General features: G+C 57.4%; 17 protein-coding genes. 12 read left to right on the plus strand and 5 right to left on the minus strand.

Annotated features, from left to right (window positions below; translation table 11 throughout):
- Nucleotides 1–32: 32 nt before the first annotated feature.
- The 6 genes from AC5S27_RS17815 (at nucleotide 33) to AC5S27_RS17840 (ending at nucleotide 5,378) form a co-directional block, all read left to right on the plus strand.
- Entirely contained in the window at nucleotides 33–998 is a 966-nt protein-coding gene (locus AC5S27_RS17815) for a TOTE conflict system archaeo-eukaryotic primase domain-containing protein (protein ID WP_493935913.1), read from the plus strand.
- Between the two features lie 10 nt (nucleotides 999–1,008).
- Entirely contained in the window at nucleotides 1,009–1,659 is a 651-nt protein-coding gene (locus AC5S27_RS17820) for a hypothetical protein (RefSeq protein ID WP_493935914.1), read from the plus strand.
- Nucleotides 1,656–1,907: a hypothetical protein gene (locus AC5S27_RS17825; RefSeq protein ID WP_493935915.1), complete on the plus strand. Its 252-nt coding sequence runs from the start codon at nucleotides 1,656–1,658 to the stop codon at nucleotides 1,905–1,907. Before AC5S27_RS17820 ends, AC5S27_RS17825 begins: the two co-directional genes overlap by 4 nt.
- Before the next feature lie 23 nt (nucleotides 1,908–1,930).
- On the plus strand, nucleotides 1,931–2,404 hold the full coding sequence (locus AC5S27_RS17830; protein WP_493935916.1) for a single-stranded DNA-binding protein: 474 nt from the start codon (nucleotides 1,931–1,933) through the stop codon (nucleotides 2,402–2,404).
- Nucleotides 2,405–2,962: 558 nt separating this feature from the next.
- Nucleotides 2,963–4,300, plus strand: coding sequence for a group II intron reverse transcriptase/maturase (ltrA, locus tag AC5S27_RS17835; protein ID WP_493935917.1), 1,338 nt, complete (start codon nucleotides 2,963–2,965; stop codon nucleotides 4,298–4,300).
- Nucleotides 4,301–4,472: 172 nt separating this feature from the next.
- Nucleotides 4,473–5,378, plus strand: coding sequence for a Rad52/Rad22 family DNA repair protein (locus AC5S27_RS17840; protein WP_493935918.1), 906 nt, complete (start codon nucleotides 4,473–4,475; stop codon nucleotides 5,376–5,378).
- Between the two features lie 343 nt (nucleotides 5,379–5,721).
- Here AC5S27_RS17840 and AC5S27_RS17845 read toward each other — a convergent pair whose 3' ends face one another.
- A complete protein-coding gene (locus AC5S27_RS17845; protein ID WP_493935919.1) occupies nucleotides 5,722–8,388 on the minus strand; it encodes an ABC transporter permease in 2,667 nt (888 codons plus the stop codon).
- 1 nt (nucleotide 8,389) lies between these two features.
- On the minus strand, nucleotides 8,390–8,719 hold the full coding sequence (locus AC5S27_RS17850) for a PadR family transcriptional regulator (RefSeq protein ID WP_493935920.1): 330 nt from the start codon (nucleotides 8,717–8,719) through the stop codon (nucleotides 8,390–8,392).
- Nucleotides 8,720–9,060: 341 nt separating this feature from the next.
- Here AC5S27_RS17850 and AC5S27_RS17855 point away from each other — a divergent pair, with 341 nt between their 5' ends.
- Together AC5S27_RS17855 and AC5S27_RS17860 are read left to right on the plus strand one after the other, a co-directional pair.
- Nucleotides 9,061–9,756, plus strand: a complete 696-nt coding sequence (locus AC5S27_RS17855) for a DUF1349 domain-containing protein (RefSeq protein ID WP_493935921.1) — start codon at nucleotides 9,061–9,063, stop codon at nucleotides 9,754–9,756.
- Nucleotides 9,757–9,871: 115 nt separating this feature from the next.
- Entirely contained in the window at nucleotides 9,872–10,660 is a 789-nt protein-coding gene (locus AC5S27_RS17860) for a hypothetical protein (RefSeq protein WP_493935922.1), read from the plus strand.
- 137 nt (nucleotides 10,661–10,797) lie between these two features.
- Here AC5S27_RS17860 and AC5S27_RS17865 read toward each other — a convergent pair whose 3' ends face one another.
- Nucleotides 10,798–11,757 carry a tyrosine-type recombinase/integrase gene (locus tag AC5S27_RS17865; protein ID WP_493935923.1) on the minus strand — a complete coding sequence of 320 codons (960 nt, stop codon included), beginning with the start codon at nucleotides 11,755–11,757 and terminating at the stop codon, nucleotides 10,798–10,800.
- Nucleotides 11,758–11,904: 147 nt separating this feature from the next.
- On the opposite strand from AC5S27_RS17865, the gene AC5S27_RS17870 reads away from it, so the two are divergent.
- The 3 genes from AC5S27_RS17870 to AC5S27_RS17880 all read left to right on the plus strand — a co-directional run bounded on the left by AC5S27_RS17870 (nucleotide 11,905) and on the right by AC5S27_RS17880 (nucleotide 14,690).
- Nucleotides 11,905–12,837: an alpha/beta hydrolase gene (locus tag AC5S27_RS17870; protein WP_493935924.1), complete on the plus strand. Its 933-nt coding sequence runs from the start codon at nucleotides 11,905–11,907 to the stop codon at nucleotides 12,835–12,837.
- A 133-nt stretch (nucleotides 12,838–12,970) separates the two neighbouring features.
- Nucleotides 12,971–14,044: a DUF6094 domain-containing protein gene (locus AC5S27_RS17875; protein WP_493935925.1), complete on the plus strand. Its 1,074-nt coding sequence runs from the start codon at nucleotides 12,971–12,973 to the stop codon at nucleotides 14,042–14,044.
- Complete coding sequence (locus tag AC5S27_RS17880) at nucleotides 14,010–14,690, plus strand: hypothetical protein (protein ID WP_493935926.1); 681 nt, start codon at nucleotides 14,010–14,012, stop codon at nucleotides 14,688–14,690. Before AC5S27_RS17875 ends, AC5S27_RS17880 begins: the two co-directional genes overlap by 35 nt.
- A gap of 208 nt (nucleotides 14,691–14,898) precedes the next feature.
- Here the strand turns inward: AC5S27_RS17880 and AC5S27_RS17885 are convergent, their stop codons facing one another.
- Complete coding sequence (locus AC5S27_RS17885; RefSeq protein WP_493935927.1) at nucleotides 14,899–15,822, minus strand: DUF1848 domain-containing protein; 924 nt, start codon at nucleotides 15,820–15,822, stop codon at nucleotides 14,899–14,901.
- Between the two features lie 2 nt (nucleotides 15,823–15,824).
- Nucleotides 15,825–16,670 carry a hypothetical protein gene (locus AC5S27_RS17890; RefSeq protein WP_493935928.1) on the minus strand — a complete coding sequence of 282 codons (846 nt, stop codon included), beginning with the start codon at nucleotides 16,668–16,670 and terminating at the stop codon, nucleotides 15,825–15,827.
- 445 nt (nucleotides 16,671–17,115) lie between these two features.
- Here AC5S27_RS17890 and AC5S27_RS17895 point away from each other — a divergent pair, with 445 nt between their 5' ends.
- The gene (locus AC5S27_RS17895; protein WP_493935929.1) at nucleotides 17,116–19,422 is read left to right on the plus strand and encodes a helicase-related protein; all 2,307 of its coding nucleotides are present in this window, start codon (nucleotides 17,116–17,118) and stop codon (nucleotides 19,420–19,422) included.
- The last annotated feature ends 122 nt before the right edge of the window (nucleotides 19,423–19,544 follow it).

Here is a 19,544-nt window from a genome sequence, read left to right on the forward strand (position 1 = left end):
AACCACACAACTGACGAAGGAGGCAGCACGCCATGTATGCCAAGTTCTGTGTAAACCGGGAAACTGCGAACAACTTCATGCGGCTGTTTGTGAACCGGCGCGCCTACGCCATCCAGGCTGAACGGTCGCTACCAAACGGCTCCGTACCTTATTACCCGGCAAGGGATTGGAAGACCAAGGAGCCGAAGCCGCTGGACGAAAGTGTGGTTCGGATGCACCTGAACGGCGACATCACCATCAGCCTGTATGCGATCAATCCCGAGAACCAGCGCTCGAAGTGGGTGGCGATTGACGCCGACTTCGATGGCTCTCTGGAGTCGCTGTTTCAGTTGCAATGGGAGTTGAAGCAGGATGGAGTGGACGCGGCCTTGGAACAATCGCGCCGCGGCGGCCATCTTTGGATCTTCGGTGCCGAACCGCTGCTGGCGTCTGAATGCCGAATCTACGTCTACAATCTCGCTCTCCGGCTCGGCATCCCGGTCAAAGGTGGCGGTCTCAAGGAAGGCATCGAAGTTTTCCCGCGTCAAGACCGGCTCGAAGACGGAGAGCTTGGCAATGCCATCCGTGCTCCAATCGGCGTGCATCGGAAGACGAATCGGCGCTACTGGTTTTACGAAGCTGAGCCCACTCCCGAAGCGCAGCTTGCCTATCTCGATGGGCTGAAGAAGCTCACCGAATCCGAACTCAGGACATTTATCGAAGGGATGAGTCTGCCCGAAGCCTACCGGCCAGTCGTCGCGCCACCGTATATTCCGCCAGCCTCGTCCTCGCCACAACAGGAGTTCCGAATCCTGGACTACGTCCGCACCATACGCAAGGACAGCCGGAACTGGTGGGCAAAGTGCCCTTCCTGCGCGGGAGTCGGGCACGACCGCTCAGGCGACAACCTTGCAATCCAGATCAAAAACCCGCGCTTCTACAAATGCTGGGCCGGCTGCACGAAAGAGGAGATTCGAGCCGCCCTCGGTCAACCCATCCGCAAGCGAGCTCTGGTTTAGGGGAGTGAGTATGAAGGCCGTCGCCGCAAAACGGAAGTCTGAATCCGCGTCATTGAGTCATGCTCTCCACGGGCTTGCGCTTCCGGCCAGCGTACTCAAGGCGCTCCAGAAGCGAGGCATCTATTGCACGCCCGGAGTCTCACTGGAACACCAGCACCTGGCGAAACGGTATGTGCTGCGGGGCGTGGAATCCGGAGGCGCGGTATCCGACATGGGCAGGGCGTGCGCTTTCGTTTCTCCTGATGGCGAGCCACTGACATGGTTGCAGTCGCTCGACTCGATTGCCGTGAATGGCCGCCATGCGATCTTCCTTGCGGGGAGCCTGGTGCGCGTGGAGATGCTGCGCACCGTGCGGACATGCGAGCTTGCGATTACTCTCCACACTTTGTCTCACGCGCCGGACCGCATTCGACCTGAAGTTGCTTCAACGCTGCTCTTTCGTGGGCGGGATGGTGTTCTCCCCATCGATCTCTGGAAAGACGAACACCGCGCGCTCCGGGGAAAGTTGACTCCCATCTTCTACGACCGCGCCGGCGAGGTGCTGCGCATGCCGCAGCGGTTTGAAGACGCGATCAGGAAAGTGACAGCGGCGGTTTGCTGCGTCGGCTGCAAGCATGTGCATGTCGGAGTGCCGCCAGTCGCCAAAGGATTGAGACCATGAATCATCCCATCGAAGCTGCTATCACAGTCGGCGAGCCCAACTGGACGCCGCTTGAACTTGCCGTCCCGGCCTGCGAGTTGGAGAACTTCATGTACATGGGCCGCGCTGGAGAGATCGAATTGTATAAGCACCAGCTGACGCGCCGGTATCTCAACATCGAGCGGAACTCACACAAGTTTTATCGATACCTCGACGGGAAGTACGTCGAGATCACGAGAGCAGCGGCACTTGACCACGTGCGCGGCTGAAACATCAACCAAGGAGCCTCACCATGTCAAAGGGAATCAACAAAGCATTCTTGCTGGGCCATGTCGGCAAGGACCCCGAGATCCGTTCAACCAACGGCGGAAGCATCGTTGCGTCCTTCTCGCTTGCGACCGCCGATCGCCAGAAGGACGGCCAGGGCAACTGGCAGGACAAGACCGAGTGGCACAACCTCGTCGCCTTCAACCGCACCGCCGAAATCGTTCGCGACTATGTTCGCAAAGGTTCGCAACTCTTGATTGAAGGCAAGATTCAGACCCGCACCTGGGATGACCGGGAAAGCGGGCAGAAGAAGTACCGCACCGAGATCTTCGTGTATGACCTCACGTTGTTCGGCGGTCGTTCCGACGAGCCTGGCCGGGACTCCGGCCACAGCAGAGGCAATGGCCGCGCGGCGGTGGCGGGGTATGGTCAAGGTCAAACCGCGAACGGCGGGGAATACTCCGACGAGGGCATATCGGACGACGACATCCCTTTTTGAGCGCATAGGAAGCTGCTCAGTCTCTTGCAGGTGAGAGTCCTGCCACAGGAGTTGGTTCGTTGCCTGTGTAGCTATGGCATACGCGTGGATGGCGACTGAAGCGCGGGAGCAATGTCGGACAAACGTGGCCCCCGACCTAGCCAGTGGGTGCGCGCAAGCATACAGCCCGTAACGCAAGTGAACCTCTGTTAAGCCTCGTAAATGTCAGCCGTGCGGTCATGCTGGGAGAGCACGGTGTAGGGTGGTTCCGCCGAGTCCTTAGAACGGGGACGAAGGCCGCGATCTCTGGTGGATGAACGAACCATTCGAAGCCAGAGTAGGAACCCGGGGTATAGAGGATGGGATGTATGCACAGGACTGAGCGGAACTATGGAAACCTTACTCCGTCGCGGAATAACCAGCCGCGTAAGTGAGGGCATAAGGTATGCGCCGAAAGCCGGAACGATGCGGGATAAGGATTCGGAGGAGGCCATAGTACCGGCGATGGCGGGGACAACAAAACCTCGCCGGAGGGAAGGGCCTCTGCTTCTGTCACGTTTTCGATGGAGGAGGCATTGCGTGATTGCGAAAGCTGAAAACACGCCGTTAGACAAGGTGCGAGTACTCCAACGAAAGCTATACCTGGCAGCCAAGGCGAATCCGAAGCGTAAATTCGGAGTGCTGTACGAAAAGGTGTGCAGGGAGGACGTGTTGCGCACGGCATACTCTCAGGTGAAGGCCAACAAAGGTGCTCCGGGCATCGACCAGCAAACCTTCGAGATGATCGAAGAGGAAGTTGGTGTTGGAACTTTCCTGGACGAAATCCGCGCGAAGCTCGTTGCAAAGCGGTACAAGCCACTGCCTGTCCGGCGGGTGTTTATCCCGAAGGCGGATGGAACGCAAAGGCCGCTGGGCATCCCTGTCATTGCCGATCGTGTAGTGCAGGCAGCAGTAAAAATCGTTATCGAGCCTTTGTTCGAGGCGATTTTCAAGGACTTCTCGTATGGCTTCCGGCCTCGGAAGAACGCTCATCAGGCGTTGCGAGAGGTCTACAAGTGGCTGAACTTCAAATGCCACTGGATCGTCGATGCGGATCTCAAGTCGTACTTCGACACGATTCCGCGCGACAAGCTGCTCCTGTCGGTTCGATCCAAAGTCACTGATCGGTCGGTTGTGAAACTGATCTCGATGTGGCTCAAAGCCGGTGTGATGGAAGAGACGGGCGTTCGGACGGAAACGACCGGCACCCCGCAGGGAGGAGTAATCTCGCCCCTGCTCGCGAATCTCTACCTGCACTGGCTGGATCAGACTTGGGAAAGGAAGGAGTTCGGCAAACGTCCGCACGATGCTCACATCGTGCGCTATGCCGACGACTTCGTCATCATGTGCAGAGAGAAACCGGAGTTCTATCTGGAACAGGCCAAGCAGGTTCTTGACCGGCTGGGTCTCACTCTCAATGCCAAGAAGACGCGGATACTGAACGCAACTGAAGAACCGTTCGATTTCCTGGGCCACCGCTTTGCGGTGAGGCCATCGAAACGAACGGGAAAGCAGAACACGTTCTACTATCCGTCTCCCAAGGCGATGAAGTCCATCAAGAAGAAGGTTCGGGAGGTTGTTCAAACTGGGCAGCACCGGAACCTGCCAGAGCTTGTGAAGGAAAAGATCAATCCTCTCCTACGCGGCTGGGGCAATTACTTCAAGATGGGTAACTCACGGAAGCACTTCATGAGCATCGCCAACTACACGACATACATCCTCTGCATCATGCTGCGGAAGAAGCACAAGAAGCGGTCGAAGGGATGGAGGGACCATCCGCCGTCCTGGTTCTACGACTACCAGGGGCTGTTCAAGCTGTACAGCCTCTCGGTGGTCAACGACGACCAGAAACGGTATGGCCGCCTTGTGCCGCCGTAAAGCTGCGGGACGAAGACAGTCGGAAAGCCGTGTGCGGGAAAACCGCACGCACGGTTTGACGAGGGGCCGCTGAGGAGATCGCCTCAAATCAGTGGCCTACTCTACGACGCTTTCACGATGAAGGCGACATCGGCGCTCTTCGGGGCGCCATTCTTGTTGAGGAGCTACGACGATGGCGATCAAAGAAGCCAAGACGAACACGGATCATGACGCTCTGTTCACACGGCTGGCGGAGCCTTTTGACCCGAACGAGATCAAGTGGCGCGTTACACACACAACTCGGGATGGCAGCCGTGGCGCGGTCGTTGCCTACGCTGATCCGCGAGCGTACACGGACCGTCTCAACCAACTGTTCACTCCGACTGGCTGGACGCGGACCTACGAGGTTTCTACGGTATCGGCCGTCACGCGCATGAAGAAAGACAAACTCATCCAGACGGGCAAAGTTCTGGTGACATGCACGCTCACGATTACTGGATTGGGTTGCCATGCCGGCAGCGGTGAGGACTGGGCCGATGAACCAAACGCCATGACAACGGCGGAGGCGCAAGCGTTCAAACGGGCAGCGAGTTGTTATGGCCTGGGGAGATACCTTTATAACCTCGCCGAGATGTGGGTCCCGCTCAATGAGCAAAAGCAGCCGTTCGAGTTCCCAACTCTCCCGCAATGGGCGCTACCGAAAGCGGGTGCGCCGGTCAAGAACCATCCAGCATCCGGCCCCCACCCTTCGACGGTCCAACGGGGGCCCATCGATCAGAGAATTACGAGCAAGATTGAAGGCTTGCGGCGCATCCTCGGCGATCCAATCTACGGAGAGATTTTGTGGCGTGTCGCGCGGACGCAGAAGGCCAACGCCATTCCCAACGCACAGCTACAGACGAATGTCGCGGAGGCGATGGAACGCGCCGCGCGAGGAATCCGGAAGGTGCACTCCCTCGCCGAATCGATTGGAGATACACAATTCGTCTCGGTGCTTGATCGGCTGCACATCGGGTCAATGACGACCATCCAGAATCTCAACGCACTCAAGCATCTGGTCTCGGAACTCGAAGAGTTGGCTGGGCAGCCTGCCGCCTGATCGCAAGCGAAGCAAAGGCGGGCGCTTGGAGGTCCTATGTGCAATGTACGAATGATTCGAACGGAGCCTGGTCTGGTATCGATTCCTCTCGAGAAGGCCGTCTATTGTGAGAACTGTACGATGGTCTCGTCTTCGGCCCGGCCGCGGTGTGGTCTCTGCGGATCGCAGAGGATTGTTCGATTGGCTCCCTTGATCCCAGAGCCCTGGGACCCAGGTCCGGTCCCGGCGCTCGCATTGGCCGCATAACGGTCAAACTGCTGCGAGCCTCGATTTGATACTCGGCGATTTGTCGCTAATAGATCACGAAGAGCTTTCCGTTGACAGAGCTGCCGGAACGATATTTTTAATTAGCTCGCAGCATGGTGACCGGATCGATTCGAATGGCGCGCAGCACTGCAGGCAGGGCCGCAAGCGCAGTCGCGGAAACAAGCGCAATCGCCGGCAGTAACAGCATGGAAGGAGCGCCGGCACGCACGCCGTAGAGCAGTGTCTGCACGTACTTTCCCGATGCTTCGCCGAGGCCAAGCCCGATTAGAGTTCCTGCAACGACGATTGCGAATATTTGCGCGGTGACGACGCGGGTGATGTTTACAGCGGTCGCGCCCAGTGCGATGCGGATGCCAATCTCCCGCTCGCGCTGCTGAACCGAATAGTTAAGAACGCCGTAGAGTCCGATCATGGCTAGTAAGAGCGCAATAGCGGCAAAGAAGCCGCCCAGCACGGTCAGCATTCGCTCGCGTATGAGTTGATCGCGCACCAGATCTTCCTGGGTTGTGACGTTGCTGATACGAATGGAAGGCTCTTCGCTCTGGATCACGCGCTGCAGAGCTGAAGCCTGAGCCAGAGGGTTCGTGCTCTTCATACGCACAGAGAAGATCCCTTCTCCGGCGGGCTGAGTCTGGTTCCTTTCATCCACGCGACGCATGGGCATGAAGACAACGGGTAGCATCGAGTCATGGACGTCTTTATACGTGATATCGTCGGCTAGTCCGATGATTTCGATCCTTTCTCTCTTCTGGTTGACGACGGCTGCGAGCTCGAAAAACTTTCCTACGGGATTGGCTCCATTGAAATATTGTTTGGCGAACTGCCGGCTCACGATAGCCACCTTCGGCGAGGCATCCTGCACGCGGAAGTCTCTTCCTCTCTGGAGGCTGACTTTCATGGTGTTGAGCCAGCCAGGACCAACCCAGACAAATCGAGCTGGAACCTTATCGAGAGGATTGCCATTGGTTGAGACCAGGTTGTTCTCTGTACGTCCGCTGAGAAGCGGCCACGATGACAACGAGGCCGACTCTACGTCGGGCTCCGACTGCAGCCGTTCGACGATCTGATTCCAGACCGAAGGAGGCTGTGGGTGTTGTGTGGTACCTGTAAGTAGCAGAAGACGGCCCGGATCGTATCCCAGGGACTTGCTGGTCAGCCGCTCGAGCGTCGAGGTGAACAACCCTGCCAGGAAGAGCACAACAAAGCAGAGCGCGGTCTGTGCGGCGATGGAGAGATGCATCCGCAAGCGCCCGGTGTGCGCGCTTTCGCTTCCTTTCAAAGCGCTTAACGGTTTTAAGGAAGAGACTGACAAGGCCGGCGATAAGCCGAAGATCAGCGTAACAAAGAGCGTAAGCACCAAGCCGAACCCGATGGTTCGCCAGTCTGCTGTCATGATCAGCTGTACGGGCTGGTCCCGGATGCCGATCTCGCGTACAACGAACGGCGCTGCCCAGGCGGCGAAGGCTGCGCCTAGCATAGCGGATGCGATAGCCAGCATTGCGCTCTCGACGGCCACCATTCTCGCCAGCCGCCATCTTCCAGCACCGAGCGAGATGCGCAGTGCGAGCTCTTTTGTGCGCGATGCGGCTTGCGCGTTCATTAGATTGCCTACGTTCGCGCAGGCAATGAGCAATACCAAGACTATCAACGCGGATAGAGCGAGGAGCGCGGTGCGATATTCGCTTTGAAGCTCGGATACACCCGAGCCGGCACGCTGCATTACGATTTTCTCTCTTGGGTATCCGGCCAAAAACTCCTTTGGAAGATTCGTCCAATGTTTGGCGCGCTCCTGCTCTACCGTTCGATACACGGCGTACATCCGGTCACGGACTGCATCAATGTTTGCGCCGGGATTGAGCTGGACGAGTATTCGCAGCCAGCCGTTGCCGATGTCATCTAAATTTCCTTGCGCTGTCACGGGCAGGTAAACGTCGGGAATCATCCCGGGCTCGGTTCCCGTAAACTTCTCTTCACTGACACCGATGATCTGGAACGAATCATTGTTGATCCGGAAGGCGCGGCCGAGCACATTAGGATCGAGCCCGAAGCGGTTTTTCCAGTACTGGTAGGAAATGACGGCGTAGGGTTTGGAACTCTTGTACCTGTCGTCGTCTTCTGTGAAGAGGCGGCCGAGCGCTGGCTTTACGCCGAAGGAAGGAAAGAGCCAGCCGGAGACATGTTGCAGGGTTGCTCTTTCCATCGCCTGGTCTGAGCTATAGGTCAGGTCGTAACGTTGAGCGTATTCGACTCCCATCACCTCAGCCTGCCCTTTTACCGCGGCACGCATATTGATCATATGCACATAAGATGTGCTGTCCCAATGTGCCGGCTCTCCCTGAAAGGTGACGCCGTCAAAGCGTACGGTGAATAGCTGCGATGGATTCGCGATCGGCAGGGGTCGGATAAAGAGTGCGTTGACGAGGCGAAATGCAGCTCCGCAGGCGCCCATGGCGAGAGCCAGTGAGAGGATGGCAGCAGAGGTGACGACCTTGTGCTTCAGCAGATTGTGCCAGGCAAAGAGGATGTCGGCGCGTAACAGGTCAAGCCATACCAGGACGCGAGCGTCGTGCCCGGTCTCCTGGTACTGCCGTTGCTGGTAGATATTCCCGAGCGCGCGACGGGCTTCCTGCGGGTCGCGTCCTGCTTCAACTGCTTCGTGGAGGTGGGATTCAAGCTCTTCGGCGATTTCGCGGTTTAGACGATCGCTGCGAAAGACATTGACCAGGCGCGAGAGGAATGACATATCAGACCGTCCTCAAAACATGATTGATCGCGGAGGTTGTCGCCTGCCATCTCGACTCCTCAGCCTCTAGTTGTTTCTTGCCTGCTGGTGTGAGCTGGTAAAGACGCGCGCGGCGGCCTGAATCTTTCTTGATCCACTCGGCGCAGACCCATCCAGCCTCTTCCATTCGGTAGAGGGCCGGATAGAGAGAGCCTTCCTCAATGCTGAGCAGGTCATCGGAGGCCTCACGCACGGCGGCCATGATTCCGTAACCGTGGGTGCGGGGACGCCGGGATAATATCTTCAGCACCAGCAGATCAAGCGAGCCTTGGAGAGCGTCAGGCTTTCTCATATATAGACAACTATATATAGACATCTTTATATGACGTCAAGTTCTAAAGATTTCCAGGTCGGCGATCGGATTGATTTTTCGAACGGGGCGCCTGTTATTCGGTGTTTCCGCAGGGTGCATTCTCAACTATTGCCAACAGGCCAATGCACGTTTCCAGTCCGCGCGTTGCTCGTCGAGCGCATTGGCGATGTCACACTCACTGAGAACCATAATCCGTGTGGAAAAGAGCGTTTACAGGGATTTCTATTTGCAAAGTCTAATTCTCGCTGTTGCTTGTCCGATTCTCCTTGGGCAAGGTATCCTTGCGTACGCTAGCTGATTCGTACACGCAAAGGAAATAGATGATCCTGCCGAGCCGCTTCGCCTCTTTTGCCTTCCTGGTTTTCTCCCTCGGCGCTGTCAACGCATCCGCGCAACAGCTGGGGGACAAAGCCTGCAACATTGTGCTGCCCGGTATCACGTTCACGCGCTGCCTTAACGGTGCGGCTGATCACGCCAAGGTGAGCAATGGAAGCCTGACGCTCGGCAGCGAAGCGAAGCGAGACAACTTCCGTGATCCCGATGCGAAGTTGTCAAATAACACAGCCCCGGTCCTCCTCACACAGGTGGACAACCGGAAGCCGTTTACCCTGACAGCGCGGATTACACCGACGTTTCTCAAAACGTACGACGCGGGCACTCTCTATATCTGGGTGAAGGATGACCTGTGGTTGAAGATGGCCATGGAAATGGACGAACGTGGTCGGCACAGGATGGTCAGCGTTCGTACAACTGGCACTTCGGATGACAATAACCATGATGTCGTGACGGCGAAGAGCGTTACCATGAAAATCTCTTCGGACACGAAGACCGTAGGCTTCTACTACTCGCTTGATGAGAAGAGCTGGCAACTGATTCGGCTCTTCAAGGATGACTACCCGGCGTCCCTCTGGGTGGGAGTCAGCGCACAGTCGCCTCTTGGAAACGGAACCTCCGCTCTTTTTCAAAATGTGTCACTGGAACAGAAGAGCATCTCTGACTTCCGCATGGGCAAGTAGATTTTCCCGCTCTACGTAGAGCATTCCTGTTGTCGCACGCGTGCGTCAGGCGGTGGGCTTTGTCATTTCCCTTCCTGGTCGACGGTTATCGTGCGTGGGTGTCTGGAGGGTCTCGATGTTAAAGCTGCTGTTGTCTTGCATGTCGCTGTCGTTCCTTGTCCTACAAACCGGCACACCTGCTAGAAGGTCCGAAGTGCGCAGTAGAGACAACGCCGTACTTCCCGTGAGCGGAGCTTTGCTTTACAACAACGTTTACGGGAAGGGCACGATCACGGACTATCGACAGTCTGTGTTTTCCGGCCCGGACGGGACCGGATGGGAGTGGACCTGGCCGGCAAACGGTGGAACAGACCTGAAGGTGTACCCTGAAATCCTTATCGGGCGTTCGCCTTGGAGCGATGCACCGGGCCTGGCAGGTACGGCCGGGTTGGCCGCGGGTAGCCAGCTACCGGAAAGACTTGCCGCAGCTCGACAAACCATCAGATTCGACTTCAACACTGCCGCAGATGGCCTCTGGCTAGCGAGCTTTGATTTTTGGATCACGAGCTCCGACCATCCGACAGAGAAGGACATCGTGAGCAATCTCTGCCTCTGGACGGTAAATCATGGTGTCACGCCCTCGGAAGTGTATAAAGGGCGCCATATGCGCTTGAAAATCGGTGGTCGCATGTACGACGCGATTTTTGAAACACCCAAGGAACGACCGGAGAAACATTGGAACACGCTCTGCCTTATAGACCTGGAGCCGCGCACCAAAGGAAGCCTCGACCTGGCTGCATTGATGCACGCGCTGGTCGATCACGGCCTCGCAAAGTCGACAGACTTCCTCGCAACAGCTGAGCTAGGGACCGAGGTCGCAACGGGAGAGGGCCGAACTACACTCAGAAACTTCTCTCTCAAGTAGAGGCAAATACCAGAAGACTACGCCACAACGATGCTACGATTTTAGAACTGGCTAAGGTGTCTTGCCCCAGGTTCGTCGTTGAAAGTCGGCTATCGGAAGCAATCCACCTAGGCGTTCATGAATAGCGAAGACAGGCCTTATCGCGAATCGACATCTCCGGAGAACAGGCAGCCAAAGCGGTCGTTTACGGGCTCTTCCAAGTTTTGCTTACAACCGAGGTAACGCTCGGTTGTCAGGACGGAGGCGTGGCCCAGAAGGAACTGTATTTGCTCCAGTTCGCCGCCATTCACATGGCACAGCTTTGCACAGGTGCGCCGAAGATCATGAGGTGCGAGGTGGTCGAGCTCCAGGCGCCGGGCACAGTTCCGGACCACATACCAGACGACGTTCTCGGAAATGCCGGTTCCCCAGGCGGTTCCTTGACGACTGACTGCCCTGAACACGCGACCCGTCGCGACTGATGCAGCGATCAGCCACCTGTCCACGGCTTCCTTCACCCAGATTGGCATGGGTACGGTCCTGACGTGATTGCCCTTGCCGATAAGGTCAACGATAGCCCAGTGGCCTTGTCGGATCTGAATATCTTCCCTTCGCAAGGCCGACAGCTCGGCTCGGCGCAGACCGCAACCGAGCAGGATCGATATCATAGCGACGTCTCGGATACTGCGTAAGCCTTCTCCGTTTGATTTCTCAAGTAGTAACCGAGCTTGCTCGCGGTTCAGCCAGTTGCCCGCCCGGCAGCCCAGTTGCTTTACGCCTTTAACTCGCCTGATGCCAGCAGCAAGTTCCGGACTCAGCAAACCCGAGTCTGCAGCCTCGTAGGCGAGCCTCCTGACCGCCGCGAGCCTTTGGTTGATCGTACCTGCGGCTAGTCCGAGCGATTCAAGGTGGAGACGGAAGCGGAGAACGACCGTTCGATTAAGGGCAAGCCTTGGCTCGGAACAGTACCAAGTGATGAACTGCTCCATTGCGAATTTGTAGTTTCGCCTCGAACGCGGGGAACTCAAGCTGTTCAATACAGAGGTTTTCGCATGGTCGAGATCCGGCAGGCGCAGGACGATCTTCCGCACAACGTGCTTCTTGGTCCTTGTGGGCATACACGCGGCCTCCTATGCCGCAGACATGCCCAACAATTTATGCGCCTGCTCCAGGAGTCCACACAACTAGGCTGGACGAGCGCACAGGCGATTTGAGCTAAACCAAGGTTCTGTTGTCCGCCCCATAAGGCACAGGCATAATGGGGAATGCCAAGTTACCATACGTTTCGGTCGTTGTTGTTCGCCTTCGTGCTGCTGATGAGTGGTAGTCTTGAAGCCCAGCAGCCCGCCTGCAAGCCGACCGTGCTCGGCGACCTTCGTGTAGAAAAGATCGACAGCGCCATTTTCCCCGGTCCGCATACCTTGCGCGTATGGCTACCCCCGGGCTACGCGGAACCCGCCAGCGCGCAGCTAACCTACCCTGTCCTCTACATGCTCGACGGCGAAAAACTCTTCGACGTCTGCACCAATCCGTACCATTCCGAGTGGCAGATCGACGAAGCGCTCACAACACTCATCGGCGAGGGCAAGGTCCAGCCGCTCATCGTCGTAGGTATCGACTCACCCGGAGACGACGGCCGCCGCGCCAATGAGCTGCTGCCCATGGCCGACCCGAGCTCCCCCACCCTCTTCGAGCCCCAGGGGACGAAGTTCCCAGGCTTCCTGCTGCGCGAGGTGATGCCGCACATCGCCGCGGAATTTCGCGTAAAGACGGGGCGCGCCAACACCGGCATCGGCGGCTCCTCCTATGGCGGCATCGCGGCCCTCAACGCTCTGCTCAAGTTGCCCAACATCTTCGGCATCGGCCTCATCGAGAGCCCATCGCTGCACGTCGGCAACGGCGCCTTCGTGCGGGAGACCGAGCACCTCTCCTTTACCCCACTCCGCCTCTACATCGGCGTTGGCACCAACGAAACCGGCAACTTTCCCGACATGTTGCGCAGAGCCGGGTATGACCCCGAGGCCTTCAACCGAACCTTCGCCCACAACGCCGAGTTGCTCGCCGAGAACTTCAGAAGCTCCGACAGCAGTACCGCGATCAAGTTCGTCGAAGCTCCCGGGGCGAAACACGAAGAGGCTGCGTGGCAACAGCGGTTTCCAGCAGCGATAGAGTTCCTCTTCCCGGCCCGACCGCGCTAACGCGCAGGCCGGATAGTACTTGTGAGATGTTGGACTGGCGATATCAGGCCAACGCGCTCATCCAAATCGGAAACCTGAAGCTCGGTCATGAGGTCATTTGTGAGAGTTCCATTCCAAGAGGTGAGGTGAAACAATGAGGAATGTCGCGCGCCTGAAAATGGGGTACTACCCGTTACCGGATGCCGAGGGAGTGAAGCTTCGCTCTCTTCTCTCCTTCGCTGGGCCAGCTTCAGTGATCGACCCTTGCGTTGGAAAAGGAACTGCGCTCCATCTCGTTACGAGCGACGCGCAGGTTCGACGCTATGGCGTCGAACTCGATGCCGAACGGGCGCGGGTTGCCGGCGCCAACGGCATTGAGACCATCCAAGGCAATGCCTTTGACGCTATTGCGCGGCCCGAATCCTTTTCGCTGCTGTATCTGAATCCGCCGTATGACTCCGAGATTGGTTCGATCGCCAATCGCCGCATGGAGGCCGTGTTCCTGGAACATACCTACCGCTGGCTGGCGATGGAAGGCGTTCTGGTCCTGGTGATTCCGTTCGAACGATTGCACGACTGTTCCGCCTTGCTGAGTTCCCATTTCGCAAGGCTAGCCGTCTTTCGCATGACCGATCCAGATTCGGTCCAGTACCGGCAGATCGCTGTGCTTGGCGTACGGCGCGATGTCAGAGGAGCGGCCGTTGAAAACAACAAGCGGCAGCTTTTGAGCCTTGGCTTGTATGGCAGCTTCCTGGGGCTTCCCGAGTTGCAGCCGGGCGCGTGTCCTTTGTATCCCGTCCCTCCGTCTGGCGCGGCGGAGTTGAGCTATCGCGGCCTTCCCTACGACCTGCTGGAAGACCTGTTGCCGCAATCGGCGGCATGGAAACAGGTCGCGCCGCTGCTGATGCCGCATCAGGACGTTGCGACTGGTCGGCCCATCACGCCCCTGCATGGCGGCCATGTCGGGCTTCTCTGTACTGCGGGGCTACTTAATGGCGTCTTCGGCCAGGGAGACGACCGGCACATTGCCCGCTGGCGCTCGGTTAAGCATGTGACGACGTTTGTAGAACAGGATGGGGACGCCGAGATCATCCACCATCGAGAGCGGTGGGCCAATGAGTTGTACCTGGTCTACGCCGATGGGAGGACGCTGAAGCTCACAGAGACACCGGCGAAGAAGGAGGACGAAGCCGATGGAGAATGCACACCTGCGGTTCGGGCTGCTTGAGTACGTGCGCTTCACGGAAAAGGCATCTACCCGAATTCGCTTGCGGGTCGATCGCTATATCGGGGAAGATCGGCAGGCGCATCTTTTGAGCGTCTTCGGGAACGACTCGGATGTGGGCGCGATCACGGCGGCAGTTCACGAGAAGGCCGCCTTCAGTCTGACCTTCCCCGACGGCACAACAAAGGACGTGACCCTCGGCGAACATGCCTCCTGCTATAAAGGCGCAGTGACTTTGCCGGGCCGGAAGCATCCTGTGCGCCATCTGCTGGCGGTGTCCCAGTACCTCCACACCAATGGGAGCGCGGGACAGACGATCATGTTGCGATACCGGCGCGAGCAAGCGTGGGCCACGCTGGTGAGCTTCCTTGGGCTGCCTGCCGATCCAGGATGGGCAGACCACATCCTTGGGATCTTCGAGGAAAAGAAGAGGATCGAGGATATCGACGGCATCGGCTGCCAGCCTGTTCTGATCTCCGCAGCGACCGAGGAAGTGCTTGAATGGATCGGGGAAGGCCTGCGCGCCAGCGTTCTGAGTTTCCCGGAGAGGAATGGACCGATCGTTTGGCCTCGATTCGCCCTGTCTGCGTCCCTGTTTCCGGTCCCTTCGACAAACGAAATGATCAGCTCTGGTCTGCCAGTTTCCTGATAGACCGTTCCTTAATTTCAAGAGATTTGAATTTCGCCGAAGACAGACTCAGAGCCGCTCCTTGAGCGATGCTTCGATCACGCGTCAGTCGAGAATTCCTCCCGGCGACAACGACGTTTGCCGGAAGTGATCCGTGGCTTGGAGGGGTTCATCCCAACCCTCAAATCGCGGCTGAGCGAGATCCCTGAGATACGGGCCACCCGCCCCGTCAGAAAAGAGATTGCTGACCGCTATCCATTTTGGCGGGTAAGTCGGAGCCGAACAAGAGTTCGCCATTCGGGTCATGTTGCTGGTACCGCCTCTGTGCCACGTTCCGATTTTGCACCGCGTAGCAATAAACGCACCCATGGGGGCAGGTGTCGTAATCGCCGATGTCCTTCGACTCAAAACAGCCGCATTCCTTCCTGGGCCCCTTCAAATTTGCGAGAATATCGTGGCCGGCAAGGGCAGACAGGCGCCTTGCGTCTACGCAATGGGATTCCTCCACGCCAGGCAAAATTAGGTAGGGCTGGGAGCACAACGTCATCTTCAGCTTGCGGATACGCGCGATCTTAAGCAGTTCCCCCATGAGACCTCGCTTCGTTTGGTCGTCAGGATCGGTCCAGGTAAAGTTGAATTCCCGGCTCGCCCAATCCATGTTCCTTTTGGTCTTCTCATACACCTGAGCGAAGGAAATCACCACCTCATCCGTAACTCCCTCAGGGCGGCTGGCCAGCCAGTCAAACGCTTCAACATGCCTCTCCGGCGGAGTTTCGGAGGAGAAGACGATTGGGTCGTAGCGCCAGACTAGGCTCTTCGTCCCGTATCTTGAGGCAATCAAGGCGGCGTGCTTCAATGCCCTAGTTGCGTCCGTCACAGAGAATTCCAGCGTTCTTGGGTAGGCGTTAATCGTGTATTGAACGACAAATGGGAAGCTCCGCCGATGCACCTCTTCTAATGCCTCCAGGAAAGGGCCTGCATTCTTCGTCCAGAAAACGAACCCGTCGACGTCATCTCTGAGCAGCGAGATTCGGCCCACCGAGTTGCGGTTATAGGGGTTCCTCATCAAGCAATACCCCGCGCGCAACCGGTTCATAAACCATTTGCCATAGAACGCTGGGATATCCGTTTTGTAGCTGGCGGAGATGATCACAACTAATACGGCTTTCTGCAGACTCGAAATGCGATGTTGGCTTCAAGCTTCACAGGTGGGAATTTGTTCAAGTATTCTCCGAGCGCTGTCTTCTCCTCGTCTGTCGTCATCTTCACAATTTCCTCCTCGGACTGCAATACCTCCAAACCGCCTGCATTAACCAGCGAGTCAAACCAATCTGTAAAGCAGGTAGCATTGTTATCTATGTATAAGAGGAGGGCCCCAGGCTTCATCTGTGCGAAGAGGTTCTTGAAGAATGGGACACATTCATTTCGCCTTGTATAGATCTCGGATGCGAAGTAGATCATGGTAAATAGGTCCGCATTCAGATACTTCGACTGCTGGGACCAATCCGATTCCTTTGTCACATCCATAGGGATAAAGTACGTCGAGATCTTGAAGTCGGCGTCCAGTTTATCATCGACGTCACTCCAAGCGTCGGCCCACGCGTTTTCCCCATCGAGGATGAAGCAGCGGAGTTTCGGCGTCTCGTCGTCTTCGGTTGAGAAAACTGACATGAACTTAAGAATCCCCACGAGGTCGCTTCCGGGGCCTCCTCCGATACAGCTAATAACAACTTGGGAACCCTGAAATGAGCTTCTGAGCGCTTTATTGCCCCGGATCCTTTGGTACACAAGGTTGGAATGGGAAGTTACGTATTTGTAGATATATGCAAATCGTACTGATGGTTTGTCGTAGGTCACTTCGTTCTCGCTAGCAAGTGCTGAATACCCTTTCATCAGCTCGTTAATCCGCTTGCAGATTCGGGCATCTCGCTCTTGCGGCGTCCCTTGAATCTTGGAATAATTCTCGTCAAGCACGCTCTTTACCAATTCAAATACCTGCATGTTGCACCTTTCCTCGCCAAGCCGAAGACACACGTGCGCGGTAGCGCGTGTATACAGCTCACCGTAATTGCCTCGGTGGAAACCTTCATTGTAGCCCCCTGATGATTGGCATGCAATCTGTGATCGCAACCCGCCTATTCGGCAGTTGGCAGCGGAAAAAGAAGGCAAGACCAGCTCTTCGGTTGTGGGCACAAGCTCAATTTCAGCGTTCGACCGTGGTTCAGTCCGCACAATTTTGCACTGCACAAGAAATCCTGATCAGAAGAATGCCGGCAGACCGCGACGTTCATTGAAGAGTTCTGTCGCTCTGTGTGTCTGAGTTCCTGCTGTGTTGTCGAACCGATGGCAATTTGCTTCCTGTTCATGGATTTTCACCTGCACCTCCCATCTCCTTTCCAAAGTATCGACTGAGTTCTCCCAAAGTGTTCCCTTGTGAGGTGTCCGCATGGAATCCTCGTTCGATTACCTGCGCGCCCACGCAGCTGAACTGGGCTCGCGCATTCTCGAAACCTATCCTCCCCTGCAGAGCACCAAAGACCCCATTGCTCCGGCAGTAGCGTCCCTTCTGCGCAAGGCGCTCCCCGCTCAGGGGCTTGCCATTACTGGGACTGTCAAGTATCTGCGCAGGGCAAAGGCAGCGCGCATCGTCGCCGAATGCGGCGCGGGCAAGACCTATATGGCGCTGGGCACAATCCATGTGCTGGCGGAGGGACGACCCAGTACGACCCTGGTCATGTGTCCATCGCATATCACGCACAAGTGGGCCAGAGAAGTCTTGCTGACGATCCCGCGCGCCCGCGCGTTCCTCATCGAGGACATGCGAAATGGCGGCGACCCCGGCAAGCCTCACGGCATTTGCGAGGTGAAGCTGAGCAAAGGCAAGACGGTGTACGAGGGCAAGCGTATGAGTCTGCCGGATTTGCGACTAATGGGCCCCGAGGAATGGCGGAAGCGCTTTCCCGGTCCGACGTTCTTTATCACGGGCAAGGACAAAGGCAAGCTCGGTTACTTCTGGGAGCACGTCTATCTCAAGGCAAAGTCAGGGCCGAATCTGGGTGGCGTCGTGAATCCCGACTCCGGCGTTGCCATTCTCGATTCGGAGATGCAGAAGCTGACCGCGCTCGACTTCACCGACAAGCTGAAGCTCTCGGAGGCGCTGGCCGGACCCCGCGGCGGCACGACTCGCTTCTCCGCACTGTGGCAGGCTGACCGCACGCGCATTCAACGGATGGCGCCAATCGAGTACATCGGCCGCTACATGCGCGGGTGGTTTGATTTCGCCATTGCCGATGAGTTGCACCAACTGGCCGGCGACACGGCGCAAGGCAATGGGCTGGGCGTGCTTGGACGCGCAGCCAAGAGACTGATCGCGCTCACCGGAACCCTGATGGGCGGTTACGCCGACGATCTATTCAACATCTTCTACCGCATGGAGCCGCACGCGATGGTGCGCGAGGGCTTCGCATACGGAGGGCAAGGCCGGCGGGACTTCCAGGAGCAGTACGGCGTCCTCGAAACCATCGAGAAGGTGGAGGAGGCAGACAACGCCTGTTCGAGGACGACCAAGAAGACGGTCCGGGTCCTCCGCAAGCCCGGAGCCTCGCCGATGCTCTTCGGCAAGTTTCTGATGACCACCACGGCGTTTCTATCGCTTGAGGACATCTCGGACAATCTGCCGCGATACGACGAGAGTGTCATTTCGGTCGATATGGACGACGCCCTCCAGCAGGCTTACGAACAGCTTGAGGAGGATATTCGCTCCGCGATGAAAGCTCATCGCGGCAACAAGAGCCTGATGAGCATCCTGCTCAACACGCTCCTGCTCTATCCGGATCATCCCTATGACTTCGATGAGATTTGGGCGCGAGCCTTCGATCCGCAAACGAAGGAGTATGTGAAGTTCCTGGTGACTGAACCGGAGAACCTCACGCGGGAGGCTCTCTACGCAAAGGAGCGCGCGCTGATCGCCGACGTCAAAGAGGAACTGAGGCAGGGGCGGCGCTGCCAGGTCTATGCCACTTATACAGGCGAGAAGGACGTCACATCGCGATTGGAGGCTGTGCTGAGACAGGAGGGCATTCGCGTCGCCGTCCTCCGTTCTTCTGTTGCCACCGATAAACGAGAGGATTGGTACGACCGGCAGTTGAAGGCCGGCGTTGAGGTGGTGATCTGCCATCCCAAGCTTGTCGAGACGGGGTTGGACCTGCTGGCCTTTCCAACGCTCTACTTCTACGAAACCGGGTACTCGCTGCATACCTTGCGTCAGGCGAGTCGAAGGTCGTGGCGCATCGGGCAGAGGTTCCCGGTGCGGGTGAAGTTCGTCACTTACTCCGGCACCATGCAGGAAACGTGCCTCCGTCTGATGGGCAAGAAAATGCTGGTCGCGTTGATGATGGAAGGCAAGTTCTCGGGCGAGGGGCTGCAAGCTCTTGACACCGACGAAGACCTGATGAGCGCGATGGCGCGCGAACTGGTGGAGAAGGCCGGGGTCGGAGAATCCGCCGATGCCGTGTGGCGCGATCTCGGCCACGAACGCGACAAGGTGCTGCCGCGCCCGTCCGCTGAGGAGCCTGTGCCTACAGAGGTATCTTCCCCTGCGCACGACCTGCCAGGTCTGATCGAAACAGAACCCGCTCCGGCACCATTCGGCATCCACCTATTGGACACGAACACGCCACCAAAGAAGCGGAAGAAGAACGCGCTTTGGCCGACCGCCACAGAAATCAACGTGCAACTCAGCCTCTTCGATTGAGGCGGCCATGCATTCAACTTGAGAGGTGACATCATGAGCGAGGAACGGGATAAGGTTCGCTGCCAAAGTTGCGAACTCGTCCAATGGAGCGATCGAGTCAGTTGCCGGCGTTGCGGGACAGT

It is taken from the genome of Acidicapsa borealis, from assembly GCF_059115245.1.

Bases quoted from the DNA above. Each gene is read 5' to 3' on its own strand.
- AC5S27_RS17850 (WP_493935920.1), bottom strand. From the start codon at position 8,719: ATGAGAAAGCCTGACGCTCTCCAAGGCTCGCTTGATCTGCTGGTGCTG.
- AC5S27_RS17870 (WP_493935924.1), top strand. From the start codon at position 11,905: ATGCCAAGTTACCATACGTTTCGGTCGTTGTTGTTCGCCTTCGTGCTG.
- AC5S27_RS17825 (WP_493935915.1), top strand. From the start codon at position 1,656: ATGAATCATCCCATCGAAGCTGCTATCACAGTCGGCGAGCCCAACTGG.
- AC5S27_RS17890 (WP_493935928.1), bottom strand. From the start codon at position 16,670: ATGCAGGTATTTGAATTGGTAAAGAGCGTGCTTGACGAGAATTATTCC.
- AC5S27_RS17855 (WP_493935921.1), top strand. From the start codon at position 9,061: ATGATCCTGCCGAGCCGCTTCGCCTCTTTTGCCTTCCTGGTTTTCTCC.
- AC5S27_RS17840 (WP_493935918.1), top strand. From the start codon at position 4,473: ATGGCGATCAAAGAAGCCAAGACGAACACGGATCATGACGCTCTGTTC.
- AC5S27_RS17880 (WP_493935926.1), top strand. From the start codon at position 14,010: ATGGAGAATGCACACCTGCGGTTCGGGCTGCTTGAGTACGTGCGCTTC.
- AC5S27_RS17845 (WP_493935919.1), bottom strand. From the start codon at position 8,388: ATGTCATTCCTCTCGCGCCTGGTCAATGTCTTTCGCAGCGATCGTCTA.
- AC5S27_RS17815 (WP_493935913.1), top strand. From the start codon at position 33: ATGTATGCCAAGTTCTGTGTAAACCGGGAAACTGCGAACAACTTCATG.
- AC5S27_RS17875 (WP_493935925.1), top strand. From the start codon at position 12,971: ATGAGGAATGTCGCGCGCCTGAAAATGGGGTACTACCCGTTACCGGAT.
- AC5S27_RS17860 (WP_493935922.1), top strand. From the start codon at position 9,872: ATGTTAAAGCTGCTGTTGTCTTGCATGTCGCTGTCGTTCCTTGTCCTA.
- AC5S27_RS17830 (WP_493935916.1), top strand. From the start codon at position 1,931: ATGTCAAAGGGAATCAACAAAGCATTCTTGCTGGGCCATGTCGGCAAG.
- AC5S27_RS17865 (WP_493935923.1), bottom strand. From the start codon at position 11,757: ATGCCCACAAGGACCAAGAAGCACGTTGTGCGGAAGATCGTCCTGCGC.
- AC5S27_RS17895 (WP_493935929.1), top strand. From the start codon at position 17,116: ATGGAATCCTCGTTCGATTACCTGCGCGCCCACGCAGCTGAACTGGGC.
- AC5S27_RS17820 (WP_493935914.1), top strand. From the start codon at position 1,009: ATGAAGGCCGTCGCCGCAAAACGGAAGTCTGAATCCGCGTCATTGAGT.